This window comes from Cellulophaga sp. BC115SP (genome assembly GCF_009905545.1).
In the GTDB taxonomy this organism is placed as follows: Bacteria; Bacteroidota; Bacteroidia; order Cytophagales; family Spirosomataceae; genus Flectobacillus; species Flectobacillus rivi.
The window spans coordinates 1-13,445 of the sequence record NZ_JAAALB010000020.1 but is presented as its reverse complement, the minus strand read 5'-3'; the positions used below and the strand labels follow the sequence as shown (position 1 = coordinate 13,445).

Annotated in this window: 8 protein-coding genes; all 8 read left to right on the top strand. The window is 38.0% G+C overall.

The window, feature by feature from the left end:
• Positions 1 to 26 precede the first annotated feature (26 nt).
• The 8 genes from GVN22_RS15445 (at position 27) to GVN22_RS15410 (ending at position 13,038) form a co-directional block, all read left to right on the top strand.
• Complete coding sequence (locus GVN22_RS15445; protein ID WP_240915677.1) at positions 27 to 2,504, top strand: TonB-dependent receptor; 2,478 nt, start codon at positions 27 to 29, stop codon at positions 2,502 to 2,504.
• Positions 2,505 to 2,557: 53 nt separating this feature from the next.
• The gene (locus GVN22_RS15440) at positions 2,558 to 4,003 is read left to right on the top strand and encodes a DUF3526 domain-containing protein (protein ID WP_166551909.1); all 1,446 of its coding nucleotides are present in this window, start codon (positions 2,558 to 2,560) and stop codon (positions 4,001 to 4,003) included.
• 27 nt (positions 4,004 to 4,030) lie between these two features.
• Positions 4,031 to 5,371 carry a DUF3526 domain-containing protein gene (locus tag GVN22_RS15435; protein WP_166551908.1) on the top strand — a complete coding sequence of 447 codons (1,341 nt, stop codon included), beginning with the start codon at positions 4,031 to 4,033 and terminating at the stop codon, positions 5,369 to 5,371.
• A gap of 18 nt (positions 5,372 to 5,389) precedes the next feature.
• Positions 5,390 to 6,085 carry an ABC transporter ATP-binding protein gene (locus GVN22_RS15430; RefSeq protein WP_166551907.1) on the top strand — a complete coding sequence of 232 codons (696 nt, stop codon included), beginning with the start codon at positions 5,390 to 5,392 and terminating at the stop codon, positions 6,083 to 6,085.
• Positions 6,086 to 6,151: 66 nt separating this feature from the next.
• Positions 6,152 to 6,841 carry a M15 family metallopeptidase gene (locus GVN22_RS15425; protein WP_166551906.1) on the top strand — a complete coding sequence of 230 codons (690 nt, stop codon included), beginning with the start codon at positions 6,152 to 6,154 and terminating at the stop codon, positions 6,839 to 6,841.
• A gap of 266 nt (positions 6,842 to 7,107) precedes the next feature.
• Complete coding sequence (locus GVN22_RS15420; protein WP_166551905.1) at positions 7,108 to 8,502, top strand: TolC family protein; 1,395 nt, start codon at positions 7,108 to 7,110, stop codon at positions 8,500 to 8,502.
• Positions 8,503 to 8,562: 60 nt separating this feature from the next.
• On the top strand, positions 8,563 to 9,696 hold the full coding sequence (locus GVN22_RS15415; protein WP_166551904.1) for an efflux RND transporter periplasmic adaptor subunit: 1,134 nt from the start codon (positions 8,563 to 8,565) through the stop codon (positions 9,694 to 9,696).
• A gap of 204 nt (positions 9,697 to 9,900) precedes the next feature.
• The gene (locus GVN22_RS15410; RefSeq protein WP_166551903.1) at positions 9,901 to 13,038 is read left to right on the top strand and encodes an efflux RND transporter permease subunit; all 3,138 of its coding nucleotides are present in this window, start codon (positions 9,901 to 9,903) and stop codon (positions 13,036 to 13,038) included.
• Positions 13,039 to 13,445: the final 407 nt, after the last annotated feature.

Sequence of the window (13,445 nt, the reverse complement as noted above, 5' to 3'; positions counted from 1 at the left end):
CCATGTACTTACAAAAAATGCTCTCAATGGCAATTTTACTGCTATTGAGCCTGACTACTATTGCCCAAAAAACGATAAATGGCAAAGTAGTCGACGAAAATCAACAAGCTATCCCACATGCAAGCGTAAAGCTCAAATCAGCTAAACAAACTAAATCCACGATTACCAACAATGATGGTACTTTTACAATCGAACAACTAGATTTTAGTACGGCACAAATCAGTATTAGCTCGATTGGATACAAAACTTTAAGCCAAAAAATTGAGCTCAATAATTCTTCAACACCGCAGATTTTTACATTAATAAATGATAATACTGAACTCCAAGCGGTTGAAATTGTGGGTCGTACACAAAAAGATTATAACAGTGAGTACAGTTTTTCGGCAACTAAAATTGCGATTAAAAACAAAGAATTGCCACAAGCGATGAGTACGGTTACCAAAGAACTAATCGCTGATCGTCAAGCATTTCAGTTAGCCGATGCAGTCAAAATCGCCAGCGGAGTAACTCCTTCAAGTTTTTATAATCAATATAGTATTCGAGGAATTAGTCAAAACGAAGAAGGACAAATCATCAACGGGATGCGTACTCGACAGTACTATTTTTTACAACCGCTCACCACCAATATCGAGCGTGTTGAAGTTCTGAAAGGTCCTGCATCGGTCACCTTTTCGAGTGTTGACCCTGGAGGAAGTATCAATATGGTTACCAAAAAACCCTTGGCGCAGGAACGCCATGAGGTAAGTTTGAGTGCAGGAAGTTTTAGTACTGTTCGTGGAACTTTCGATTTTACAGGCCCTCTCAATGAGTCAAAAACACTTCTATATCGTCTGAATGGCGCTTATCAAGATGCCAAATCCTATCGAGATTTGGTCAACAATAACGCTATTTTGATTTCTTCTTCATTTACGTATTTGCCAAGTGACAAAACTGCCATCAATGCCGAATTGATTTATAGCAATCTCAATGGAACACTCGACCGAGGTCAACCGATTTTTGGAGCAGTTGCAGGCGTAACCAATTTGAACAGCACCCCTATTAGTACGAGTTTGAGTGCTTCAGGTGATTTCTTTTCGTCAAAAGACCTGATTTTGATGGGAAATCTTTCGCATAAGTTTACGAAGAATTTGATTTTCAATGCGTCCTATATGAAACAAAATTGGTTGGAAGATTTGCAAGAACACCGCACAACCAATGCCTTTGCGACGGATATTACTGGTGCACAAGTAAGTAGCTTGATCGGAATGCAATTTATCCAACGCAAACAAACATGGAGTACCGATAATATCAACTTGTATCTCAATGCCAATTTTGATTTAGGAAAAACCAGTCATAAACTCTTGGTTGGCTACGATGGGCAGTTTTGGCACAAAATCAAAGGAGGTGGGCAAAATGCAGCAAGAGGTTTTTTATTGAAGGATGGAAGCGTCGCCAGCAGTTTTTCGGTAGCTAATGTTTCTAATTATCAAACAATTACGTACAATGGAAAAACATTACCTCGCCCTAATGTGAGTTATTTTGACCTTAACAACCCAAGTTACACAGTCAGAAACCTCAATGATTATACGCTCAATGTTCGCACGGCAATTCCATCAGCGATGACGACAACAGAGGCGATTTATATGCAAGAGCAAATCAAGCTGGGAAAATGGTCAGCCTTGTTGAGTTTAAGAAACGAATGGTTTGAGGATATTACCAATTACAATGCTCCCAACGAAGCCTCTTTCAAAAACACTGCACTTATTCCTCGTGTTGGCTTGACTTACGAAGTAAACAAGGCTATTAATGTGTATGGAACTTATCTCAAAGGTTATCAACCACAATCGAATACGGTTACTTTGATGCCAAGTACAGGTAACTACGTTTGGACTGCCCAATCGGCAGCGATGTTTAAGCCATTGGAAAGTGATTTGAAAGAAGTTGGAGCGAAGGCTACGATTCTTGAAGGAAGATTTACGATAAATTCTGCGATTTATGAAATCAATCAGAAAAATATCCTGATGAATGCCAATGACCCCAGCAATCCAGATTTGTTGGTGCAACGTGGTGCCGACAGAAGTCGAGGTTTTGAAGTAGATATAGCAGGTTTCATTTTACCCAATTGGCAAGTAAATGCTTCTTACAGTTACATCGACGCTGTAATTATTATGGACAGAGATGCTAATTTGATTGGTCAACGAAAGGAAAATACACCCAAAAATAGTGCAAACTTATGGACTCGCTACAATTTTGATGCTCAATCGAGCTTGAGTGATTTAGGGATTGGCTTTGGTGCACAATATCAGGGAAGCAAAATTCCTTGGTTTACCCGTGGATTTGAAGTTCCTGCCTTTACCACTTTCGATGCAGCTTTGTATTACACCCCAAGCAAGAGCCATGTTCAAATTGCACTCAATATCAATAACCTTTTTGATACAACATATTGGTTGGGCGCTCAAAACTATACGCGTCTATTCCCAGGTGCTCCTCGCAATTTTATGCTAACGATGACTTACAAATTCTAATTTTCAGAGACGTTGCCTACAACGTCTCTATTTTCTATAAACCACATAAAAATATGAGATTCTGGATTCTAAAAATTCTAGCAAAACAAGTCTGGCAAAACACCATCAAATCCCGAAGTACAAAGGTTTTGATTGTATTATTTAACACGCTGCTAATGTTTTCGGTTTTTACAGGATATTTTACCATGAAAAACCATCACGAAAACACAGAACATTACCATACTAAAGTTCGTGAAGGTTGGGAAAAAAGCCCAGACAAACACCCACACCGCATGGCACATTACGGCTATGTAGCTTTTCGAGAAAACTACCCCCTCAGTTTTTTTGATTTTGGAATGGACAGTTTTCTAGGGAATGCGGTATTTCTTGAAGCACATCGCCAAAATACAGTGAACTTTTCAGAGGCTAGTTTTTCGAGTGGATTACTACGTTTTGGAGAACTTTCTTGTGCTTTAATTCTCCAACTTCTAATTCCTCTCCTACTCATATTCTGGGGTTTTGATTTGATCGCCAAAGAGCGAGAAAATGGAACACTCAAGATTCTTTTGACCCAAGCCATTAGTTGGCAAGAACTTATTTGGGGCAAAACGCTAGGATTGTTTACCCTATCACTTACCGTTTTGTTGCCTGCATTCTTATTGAGTGCCCTTTTAATAGGTTTGAATATGGAATCTCATACAGGAGTAGAACCACTTGTAAGATGGGTATTTTTAGCTTTTTTATATCTAATTTACACATTGATTATCAGCCTATTAGTTGTTTTTATTTCAGCAAAAAGTCAATCTTCTAAGTCGGCACTTACGCAATTGATTGGCTGTTGGTTGGTTTTTACCTTGGTTTTACCAAAAATATCTCAAGTTGTTGGACAAAACTTGTATCATTCTCCGTCAAAAATAGAATTCGATACCGCTATCGAAGCCGAATTAATCAAGTTAGGTGATAGTCATAATCCCAACGACCCTCACTTTTCGGCTTTGAAAGACTCCTTGCTCAAAGTTTATGGTGTAGATTCTACTCACAAGTTACCCTTCAATTATGGTGGTATAGTGATGCAAGAAGGTGAGCGATTGAGTGCCGAAGTGTACAATCGGCATCAAAAGCAACTGGTTAGAACATACGAATCCCAACAAGATATAGTCAAAAAAACGGCTATTATTAATCCCTTTATCGCCATCAAAAATATATCGATGGCGCTTTCAGGCACCGATTATGCCAATTATCAAGATTTTCAAAAGCAAACAGAAGCCTATCGCTACCAACTAGCACAACACATGAATCAGCTTCAAATCAAGTTGATCAGTAATCAAAAGCGTAAACCTACTGAGAAAAATTATAGCATCAGTCAAAAATACTGGGCTTCTTTTCCAGATTTTGAATACCGTTTTTTAGGTCTGGAAACAGTCTTGAAAAGTGAAGTCTATTCACTTTTGGCTATGGCTGTATGGCTTTTGGGATTAGGCTTTTTGGTAAAAAGTCAAGAGAGAAAATTTAAAGCATAAAAGCACCACAGAAACGGCAAGGAACTTATGAAAACTTTATTAATCAAGAACTTTACACGCTCGAAAGGCTTAATGTTGGGGCTTTTACTATTGTTGATTTCAGGGCTAGTAAGTCTTAATATTGGAAAACAATTTTTACAGAAAAATACCCAAATAATTGAAGAGACAGCACATTATCAGCAAGAAAACATTAATAGATATGTACAAAATGTTGATAAAGAAATGGGGTTATTGTTATACTATTTGCGTTTTGGCTTGGTTAACCAAACACCCAATTTGGCAGGTTTATCGATTGGACAACGAGATATAAATCCTTCTATCATCAGTGTTACGATTCGAAATCTGGAGGAACAAAAATACACGACTGACCTCATGAATCCCATGTATCAGTTATTAGGGAATCTGGATTTCAGCTTTGTTTTACTCTATTTCTTTCCCCTGATTATCATCGCTTTTTGTTTCAATCTAATTTCAGAAGAAAAAGAAGAAGGTACTTGGAGCTTACTTTTGACACAAGCTCAAAATCCTCAAAAAGTATTGCTATGGAAGATAGGCATCCGCTATTTTAGTATATTATTGGTACTTATTCTCTTATTCATAATAGCCAAATTTTACCTTTCTATTGCTTTCGACCTCGCTTTCATAGCATTTTGCTTGGTGGCTATTTTGTATGTAACTTTTTGGTTTTGTATCTCTTGGTTAGTAGTATCTTGGCAAAAGAGCTCAAGTCAAAATGCCCTAATTTTGTTAATCACATGGGTAATGCTGACCATTATTATCCCTGCCAGTGTCAATGCTACTGTGGCAGCTATTTATCCCGTGCCCGAAGCTTTCAAAACTACCTTGGATAGTCGCGAGGCATATCACTCCAAATGGGATAAAGCCAAAGAACCTACGATAGAAAAATTTTACCAGCATTATCCTCAGTTCAGAAAATACAAACATCCACAAGGGCATGACTATAGTTGGCTGTGGTATTATGCAGCACAGCAAATGGCAGATGATGAATCGATGGTATCATCTCAGCAACTCAAAGAAAAACTTCAGCAAAGAGAATATCTCGTTCAAATCATTGGCTGGGTAGTTCCGAGCATCAATACTCAACTGTCTTTCAACCAATTAAGTCTGACTGACATTCAAAACAATTTGAGTTTTTGGAAAGCCTTGGAAAATTTCCATGAGCAAAAGCGCTTGTATTTTTATCCGAAAATATTTGCAGAAATACCCGTAAAGCAAGAAAACTGGAAACAATTCAAACTAGCTTCATTTCATGACAAAGTGATTATTCACTGGTTTTCAACGATTCTTCCAATGGTATTGATTTCACTGCTTTGTTTCTGGAAAGCCATAAAGAATTTAATTTTCTAATATTCAACCCTTTTGACCATGCTTACAGCTCATAATTTAACGAAACAATACGGTGATTATACCGCTCTCAATAAACTCAATTTAACGATTCAAGCAGGAGAAATCTTTGCCTTACTAGGGCAAAATGGCGCAGGAAAAACAACTACTATCAATTGTTTTTTAGGTTTTATCCAACCAAGCGCAGGCGATGCCGTAATTGATGGCATTGTGGTCGCACAAAATCCCACTGAAACGAAAAAGCATCTTGCCTATATTCCCGAAACGGTCATGTTATACCCTAATCTTTCGGGTGTAGAAAATCTTGCGTTTTTCTCTTCATTAGCAGGATTTAACTATTCAGAGCAAGAACTAGAAAATCTATTACAGAAGGCTGATTTACAAGCTATTGCACATCATAATCGTGTGGGAGGCTATTCAAAGGGAATGCGCCAAAAAGTAGGCATAGCTATTGCCATTGCTAAAAAAGCCAAGGTACTTTTACTCGACGAACCTACCAGCGGACTTGACCCAAAGGCTTCCAATGAATTTTCGGAAATACTTAAAGAACTGTCTCAAAATGGTACCGCTATCTTAATGGCGACGCATGATATTTTTAGAGCGAAAGAAGTAGCACACCGCATTGGTATTATGAAAGAAGGGAACTTAGTATCCGTGATTGATGCTTCTTCTATATCTGCCAATGAACTGGAGCAGTTGTATCTGCAAACCATCTAGGGATAGTCAGCTATCCTTGTGGATTGGTTCAATTCAAATTACACATTATTTTCACTCTCAAATTCCATGAATATCTTTTTTAAAACTCTTATTATTAGTACTTTACTTGTGTTATCCATTCATTCAATCAAGGCTCAGAATACTAAAAAGCTATTGGTCATATATACCAAAGAAGCCTATCTAAAATCGGTTAAAGAAGATAGCAATAAAGCTTTAGTGTTATTGAAAAAATATGTCCCCAACATCAAAATGGACATTAAATATGCTACTTCACAAAATATTTTTTATCAAAAACTCTACCCTAAAGCCGTAGCGTATGTTCGTTTGCCAGTAGCCAAGGCACTTGCCAAAGTTCAGGAAGAACTAAAACTGAAAGGCTTATCTCTAAAAATTTATGATGCTTACCGTCCGTATTCGGTTACCGTTCAGATGTTTGAAATGCTGCCCGATACCTTGTATATGGGTTTGCCTTGGACGGGAAGTAAGCACAATAGAGGTATTGCGTTGGATTTGACTTTGGTAAATTTAAAAACAGGAAAAGAACTCAAAATGCCAACCCCATTCGACGCTTTGGTATATGCCTCTCATCCTGAATTCCCTTTGGTTTCGGACGAAGCCAAGCAAAATAGAGAGCTACTAAAAAATGTCATGAAAAAGTATGGATTTGTAGTTGACCCCATGGAATGGTGGCATTTTAATTATAAGAGTAATACAAATTACGAAATCTTGGATTTACCCTTCAAAACCTTCGAATAATAACATTTGGCTTGATTTTAGCAGGAAGAGTGATAATCACTCTTCCTTTTTTATTACAAAAAGTATTCATCCATGATTAAACTCAGCTATCATTTATTTATCATACCCTTTCAGGTTATTCATCGGGTATTTTAGCACAATAGTCAACAATATTGACCTTTTTATCGAAAACGATTTCAAAATCGGAACGAAAGCCAAACGATGGGCGTTGTTCAAATACGTTGTACCTCAGCAATACAAATAATTAATTACTAAAACTTAAATTCATGAGTACTAGGCTTCACAAAGGAAAATTGTGGCCGACGCTGTTTCTTACAGCACTGAGTTTACTCGGTTGGTCAGGCAAAACATTTTCCCAAACTACGCAGAATACCACTGCGATTCAGGGTACTAGTGCAGAGAATCTTGCGGCAGAATCTCCAACTTTGGACAAAGCCACACTCGATAATGTGATTCAATATGCACTAAAACACCAACCTTTAATTCAACAGTCGGTTATAGACCAGCGCGTTGTAGAAAATACCATTAAAAGCAAACTCGCTGATTGGTATCCACAAATCAATTTTAATTACAATTTACAGCACAACTTTGCTGTTCAGACGAGTATCATCGGAGGCAATCCTGTAAAACTAGGTGTTGACAATACTTCAGCGGCTCAGTTTAGTCTGACACAAAGTATTTTTAACCGTGATTTGTTATTGGCAAATCGTTCACAAAACGATGTTCGTCAGCAAGCTTCACAAAGTATTACCAACAATAAAATTGCTGTTGCAGCTAACGTAGCCAAAGCATTTTATGCGGTACTTTCGACCAAACAACAAATCAGTGTTGCAGAAGGCGATATTATTCGCTTGAAAAAGAGCTTGAAAGATGCCAAAAGCAACTACGACGCAGGTACAGCCGACAAAATTGACTATAAGCGTGTTACCATTACCTTGAATAACACGATGGCAACCAAGGCAAGTAATGAAGAATTGTTGAAAGCAAGATTACAAGCCCTCAAATATTTGATGGGGTATCCTGTCGACAAGCCTTTGGAGATTACGTATGAGCCAACTCAGATGGAAAATGAAATTGCCCTTGATACTACGCAAAAAGTAGAGGTACAAAATAGAATCGAGTATCAGCAATTGCAAACCCTTAAACGTTTGAGAGAAGCAGATTTGAACTACAGTAAATGGGCATATCTTCCTAGTGTATCCTTGAACGGAGCTTATAACCTCAACTTTTTGAATAATAGTTTTGGTGACTTATATACTAGAAATTACCCTAACTCCTTTGCCAATTTGACTTTGGCTTTACCTATTTTTCAAGGAGGCAAACGTAAGATTAATACCAATACTGCTGAGTGGCAAATCAAGCGTTTGAACTTGGATATGGTCAATCTTAAAAACTCGGTCAATAACGAATACCAACAGGCTTTGGCAACTTACAAGAGTAATTTGACCGTTTTTCTTTCACAAAAAGAAAATATGGAGTTGGCTAAAGAAGTATATGACCTTGTACAAATGCAATATCGCTCAGGTATCAAAACGTATTTGGAAGTAATCACGGCTGAAACAGATTTACGTTCGGCTCGTATCAATTACTACAATACTTTGTATCTATTGCTTTCAAGCAAAATAGATGTACAAAAATCCCTTGGTCAATTAAATTACTAGCATTTAAAATATTTGTATCGACTATTCCCAAAGTCGGTTATCCAATAAACATTGTGTCTTATGTTCATGTATAAAACTAACTCTTTTGCTGCAATTGTGAGTATCGCATTACTCAGTGCTTGTGGCGGAAAAAAAACTGATACAGCAGCATTAACTCCCCCTCCAGTATCGGTAAGTATCGAAGCTGTTGAAAGTACTGATGCCGCTTATTTTGATGAATACCCTGCAACTGTAAACGCCCTTGACATGGTGGAGCTTCGCCCACAAGTAAGTGGTTATATCTCAGGTGTTCACTTTGCTGATGGTGCTCGTGTAAGAAAAGGACAATTACTTTATACCATTGATACCCAATTATTTGAAGCAAACTACGACCAAGCAGTAGCTAATCTAAAAGTGCAAGAGGCCAATTTAGGAAAAGCTCAAAAAGATGCCAACCGTTATCATGAGTTAGCCAAAAACGATGCCGTAGCCAAACAACTAGTCGATAATGCTGATGCCGCTTTGGAAGCAGCTCAAAGACAAGTAGATGCATCAAAAGCTAATATCCGTAGTGTTCAAACTAATGTGAGATATACCAAAATTTTTGCGCCATTCGACGGAACAATTGGTATCTCGTTAGTGAAAAAAGGTACGGCCGTAACAGCAGGGCAAACTATCTTAAACACTGTATCTACCGACCGTCAACTAGCAGTTGATTTTAATGTTGACCAAAAAGAGATTTTCAAATTCTCAAAAATGCTTCAACAAAAAACTTCTGCCTCTGACTCAACTTTTACTTTAGCATTTGATGGTGAAAAATATCCATATAATGGAAAAATCGCCTTACTTGACCGTGCAGTTGACTCGCAGACAGGTACTATCAAAACTCGTTTGATTTTTCCAAACCCTCAAAATATCCTACGTGCTGGTATGACAGGAACTGTACGTGTTTTGACTAAAAGTAATTCGGCAGTGGTCATTCCTTACAAAGCTATTTCTGAGCAGTTGGGAGAGTTTTTTGTGTATGTACCAGGAGATAGTAGTAAAGTAACCCAACGTCGTGTAGAACTCGGAACAGCGATTGGCAAAAAAGTCATTGTGAAAAAAGGTTTGACATCGGGCGACAAAATCATCGTAGAGGGTATTCAAAACTTGCGTGAGGGTTCGGTTTATACTACCGAAGCCCCAGCGCCAGCAGCTCCTGCGAAAAAATAGTAATTCCATTGATGAGTGGAGTTTCGGCACAACTCATCTAACTTATTCTTAGATATTTATTAAGTATCTTAACTATTGGTCATTTTTTGTAAAATCTTGAAAAGGTATTTTGTAAATACCTCATTATAAGCGTTAAATACTAGAAAGCAAGACGTTTTATCTTTTCTTGAAATCACCAATAGCTATTCAACAAATTTGTTACTTATGATAGCTGATGTTTTTATAAAACGCCCCATAACTGCCATCGTTACATCCATCGTGATTGTAATTGTGGGAGCTATTGCCATGGCGACACTGCCCGTTTCTCAATATCCTGATATTACCCCTCCTACCGTAACTGTATCGGGTATATTCACGGGGGCAGATGCTCAAACGGTAGAACAAACCACTACTACTCCTATCGAAACCCAAATTAACGGTACGCCTGGCATGAGTTATATGTCATCAAACAGTACCAGTAGTGGTCAGAGTAGTATTAACGTAACTTTCGATATTGGTACTGACGTTAACATTGCTGCGCTAGACGTACAAAACCGTGTATCAGTAGCACAGCCAACTCTTCCAGATGCGGTAAAACGTTTGGGCTTGACGGTTCGTAAACGTAACCCAAGTATCATGATGGCCTTGGCGCTTTATTCTCCTAATGGGACTCATGATGCAAAATTCATTGGTAACTATGCCAATATTTATTTGAAAGATGCCCTCCAACGTATCAAAGGTGTAGGTGATATTGTATCCCGTGCCGATGACTTCGGGATGCGTATTTGGTTAGATCCAGAAAAATTAGCGGCTCTTCGTATGACTCCATCAGATGTTTCGGCAGCTTTGGCTGAACAAAACTTACAAGTAGCAGCTGGTGTAATTGGTGGTAACCCACAACCTCAGAATCAAGCATTTGAATATAGTGTATTGACAAACAGCCGTTTGAACACTAAAGAACAATTTGAGGATATCGTTGTAAGAAGCTCTCCAAGTATTGGAAGTATTGTGTATCTCAAAGATGTTGCTCGTGTAGAATTAGGTCGTTTTGACTATGGTGTAAATGCCTTCGTAGGAAAGCGTCCTGCGGCATTTGTAATCATTTACTTAGCGCCAGGAGGAAATACTTTGGAAACGTATGAAGGTGTAACTAAGGCTTTGACAGAAATGAAAAAGACTTTCCCTAAAGACCTTGACTATGTGGTTCCATTAGAATCAGCTTCTGTCGTAAAAGTATCTATCGAAGAGGTAGTACATACTTTGGTAGAAGCCTTGATTTTGGTGATTATCGTAGTGTTCTTATTCTTACAGAGTTGGAGAGCTACGTTGATTCCTATCTTAGCAATTCCTGTATCTTTGATTGGTACTTTTATCTTGTTTATTCCTTTTGGATTTACCATAAATACCTTGACCTTGTTTGCTTTCGTATTAGCGATTGGTATCGTTGTGGATGACGCCATTGTGGTAGTTGAGGCCGTTCAGCACAATATGGACGAGCATGGATTGACTCCAAAAGAAGCGACACAAAAAGCTATGAAAGAAATTTCAGGTCCAGTAATCGCTATTGCCTTAATTTTGGCGGCGGTATTCGTTCCTGTAAGTTTTGTGCCAGGTATTGTAGGACGTTTGTATCAACAATTTGCCATTACCATTGCAGTGTCTGTGATTCTTTCGGCATTTGTTGCCTTGTCATTGACGCCAGCGTTGTGTACCATTATGCTTAAACCAACTCCTAGCGAAGATGAACGTAAGAGTCTGTTAGATAGATTTTTTAAATGGTTTAACAATCGTTTCGAAAAACTCTCATTCGCTTACACACGTGGCGTTGCCAAATGGATAAAAGCTACTCCGTTGGTATTGGTTATGATGGCATGTTTATTTGTTGGTCTTTTCTTCTTGTTCAAAAATAAACCAACAGGTTTTATTCCTACAGAAGATGAAGGACGTATGTATGTAACATACGAAATGCCAGAAGCAACTTCAACGGCTCGTAACGTAGAGATGTTCCAAAACATCATGAGTCGTTTGGAGCGTATTCCTGAAGTGCGTGTTGTGGGTGGTATTGCTGGTTTGAACGTCGTGAGTTTCTCAAACAAATCAAACGTAGGTACTTTCTTCGTAAACCTAAAACCTTGGTCGGATCGTAAAGGAAAAGAACACCATGTACAAAGTGTAATTGATAATATCAAAAAAATCACTTCTGACATCAAAGAGGCTCGTGTATTACCTATCGCCCCTCCTGCTATTCCAGGTTTGGGTCAAACGGCTGGTTTTACTTTTGAATTACAACAAACAACTAGTCCAGACAATATTCAGCAGTTTGAAAAAGTAGCTCGTACTTTCTTAGCAGAACTTAACAAACGCCCAGAAATTGGTATGGCATATACTTTCTTTAGTGCCAGAACGCCTGGTTATCAGATAGATGTAAACCGTGACCAAGCCAAAAAGCAAGGTGTCAATATCAACGATATTTTTGGTACACTTTCTACGCTATTGGGTAGTTCGTATGTAAACGATTTTACCTTATATGGTCGTAACTTCCGTGTAATGGTACAAGCAGATAGTAGTTTCCGTTCTTCTTTGGACAAAATCCAGCAGTATTATGTTCGTAACTCAGCTGGTAATATGGTGCCTTTGAAAACTTTGGTCAATGCTAAAGTTATCGAAAATGCCGCATTGATTTCGCACTATAACGTGTATCGTGCTATTGAAATTAATGGTACTCCAAAACCAGGTTTTAGTAGTGGACAAGCTATCAAAGCTTTGGAAGAAGTTGCAGCAAGAACATTACCGGTAGGTTATTCGTATGAATTCTCTGGTATGAGCCGTGAAGAAATTAAGGCAGGAGATAGTACAGTTTTGATTTTTGCGATTTCGATTATATTCGTATTCCTATTCTTGGCAGCCTTGTATGAAAGTTGGTCTATTCCATTCTCAGTACTCTTTGCGGTACCAGTTGGGGCTTTTGGTTCAATTTTGACATTGACCCTTTTACCAAACCTTTCAAACAATATCTATGCACAAATTGGTTTGATTACCTTGATTGGTCTCGCAGCTAAAAACGCCATTTTGATTGTAGAATTTGCTAAAGAACGTGTAGACCACGGTATGGAGCTTATTTCTGCAACTTTAGAGGCTGTTCAACTACGTTTGCGACCAATTATTATGACGTCGCTAGCCTTTATCCTAGGGGTTTTACCATTAGCATTTGCAAGTGGTGCTGCAGCCGAATCTCGTAAAACCATTGGTTGGACCGTATTTGGAGGTATGCTATCAGCAACGTCCTTAGCAATCTTCATTGTGCCTGTTTTATTCGTAGTTATCGAAAAAATCGCTAACCGCAAAAAACACACAAAAGCGTAGTTTTTCAATTTGAAGATTGGGGATTTGGTGATTTGAAAATTAGGTAATTTGAAGATTTGAAAATGTACAAGCTTCCTATACTTTAGTTCATAAACAAGAGTCTTCCAAAATTTAATGATTGAATGAATGATGGTGTTAAAATTTTTGTTCTAGCATAATAACATCAACAAAAGCGGTCGGAAATTACTTTCCGACCGCTTTTGTTATAAAAACTTAGAGCCAAACCCCAATATTAAAATTCGGGATGACTCATTTTTATAAAACTAAAAGCTTACCTGAAAACTAACTTTATTTAACTAACTTGCTATTTATCTCTTTTAAAAAATCTTCAAATCTTCAAATCTTCAAATCTTCAAATCTTCAAATCTTCAAATCTTCAAATCTTCAAATCTTCAAATCTTCAAATC

What these genes read in the sequence shown, in the direction of transcription:
- GVN22_RS15415 (WP_166551904.1), top strand. Translation starts at nt 8,563, where the DNA reads ATGTTCATGTATAAAACTAACTCTTTTGCTGCAATTGTGAGTATCGCA.
- GVN22_RS15440 (WP_166551909.1), top strand. Translation starts at nt 2,558, where the DNA reads ATGAGATTCTGGATTCTAAAAATTCTAGCAAAACAAGTCTGGCAAAAC.
- GVN22_RS15430 (WP_166551907.1), top strand. Translation starts at nt 5,390, where the DNA reads ATGCTTACAGCTCATAATTTAACGAAACAATACGGTGATTATACCGCT.
- GVN22_RS15445 (WP_240915677.1), top strand. Translation starts at nt 27, where the DNA reads ATGGCAATTTTACTGCTATTGAGCCTGACTACTATTGCCCAAAAAACG.
- GVN22_RS15410 (WP_166551903.1), top strand. Translation starts at nt 9,901, where the DNA reads ATGATAGCTGATGTTTTTATAAAACGCCCCATAACTGCCATCGTTACA.
- GVN22_RS15435 (WP_166551908.1), top strand. Translation starts at nt 4,031, where the DNA reads ATGAAAACTTTATTAATCAAGAACTTTACACGCTCGAAAGGCTTAATG.
- GVN22_RS15420 (WP_166551905.1), top strand. Translation starts at nt 7,108, where the DNA reads ATGAGTACTAGGCTTCACAAAGGAAAATTGTGGCCGACGCTGTTTCTT.
- GVN22_RS15425 (WP_166551906.1), top strand. Translation starts at nt 6,152, where the DNA reads ATGAATATCTTTTTTAAAACTCTTATTATTAGTACTTTACTTGTGTTA.